The organism is Luteimonas huabeiensis HB2, from assembly GCF_000559025.1.
Taxonomy (GTDB): domain Bacteria; phylum Pseudomonadota; class Gammaproteobacteria; order Xanthomonadales; family Xanthomonadaceae; genus Luteimonas; species Luteimonas huabeiensis.
Genome location: NZ_JAAN01000069.1, coordinates 1 through 1064 on the forward strand (window position 1 = coordinate 1; position 1064 = coordinate 1064).

At 75.3% G+C, this 1064-nt stretch carries 1 protein-coding gene and 2 pseudogenes; all 3 read left to right on the plus strand.

Annotated elements, in window-relative coordinates:
• Positions 1-186, plus strand: a 186-nt coding sequence (locus Z164_RS21115; RefSeq protein WP_043691091.1) for a PPC domain-containing protein, incomplete at its 5' end; no start/stop codon positions are given.
• Between the two features lie 13 nt (positions 187-199).
• Positions 200-672 (plus strand): annotated as a pseudogene (locus Z164_RS23655) (N-acetylmuramoyl-L-alanine amidase); the annotation flags it as partial.
• Positions 673-915: 243 nt separating this feature from the next.
• Positions 916-1064, plus strand: a pseudogene (locus Z164_RS22705) (PAS domain-containing sensor histidine kinase); the annotation flags it as partial.

Genomic DNA, 1064 nt, shown 5'->3' on the forward strand with positions numbered 1-1064 from the left:
GGCGGCAGCGGCGACGTGTCGATGTACGTGGCGGTGGACCGCATCCCGAGCGCCGGCGACCACGACGGCTTCTCGGCGCGGCGCGGCAACACCGAAACGGTGCGCTTCACCGCCCCGGTGTCGGGCACCTACTACATCCTGTTGAGCGGCAGCTACACCGGCCTGACCCTGGTCGCGCGCCAGTAGGCGCCCCGGAGCCCACTACACCGAGCAGGACTCGGCCGAGCGCAGCCTGCACACCCTGCGCACGCGCAACAGCGGCGGGCGGGTCAGCGCGCACTACCTGATCGGCGCCGACGGCCGCATCTACCAGCTCGTCGCCGACGCCCACCGCGCCTGGCATGCCGGCGCCGGCCGCTGGGGCCAGATCAGCGACCTCAACTCCGCCTCGATCGGCATCGAACTCGACAACGACGGCCGCGAGCGCATCCCGCGCACGCACGTCATCGGCCACTCCGATCTCGCCCCCGGGCGCAAGATCGATCCGGGCCCGCTGTTCCCCTGGCGCCGCCTGGCCGAGGCCGGCTTCGGCATCTGGCCCGATCCGGGCGCGCCGCCGCCGCCGCCCGGCGCTCCTACCGCATGCGCTTCCGCGGCGACGCCGCCAGCGACCTCGACGAGGAGGACCTGCGGATCCTGCATGCGCTGACCCGGCTGCCGTCGCCGGTGTCGGCGCCGGTGGAGTGATCGGGCGACCCGGTTCCACCGCGCCCGGGACGGGGCGTGCCCGCCCGCCGGGCGCCGCCTCGCACCCCTCCGGCGCATGCCCCACAATGCTGCTGGACCAGCCGCTGGCGGCGCTGGAGGCGGATGGCGACGTGTTGCGGCGGGCGCTGGCGGACGCCGGCGCGGCTGGCGGCGAGGCCGAGCAGCTGCGGCTGCGGCGCATCGAGCTGGCCTTCCTGGGCGGCGCGGGTGGCGCTGATCCAGTCCGAGGTCGCGCGCCTGACGCAACTGGTCGACGACCTGCTGGCGCCGGCGCCGCCGCACCCGCACCAGCCGCTCAACATCCACGCCGTGCTCGAGCGCGTGCTGCGCCTGGCGGAAGCAGAGGCCGGCTGGAT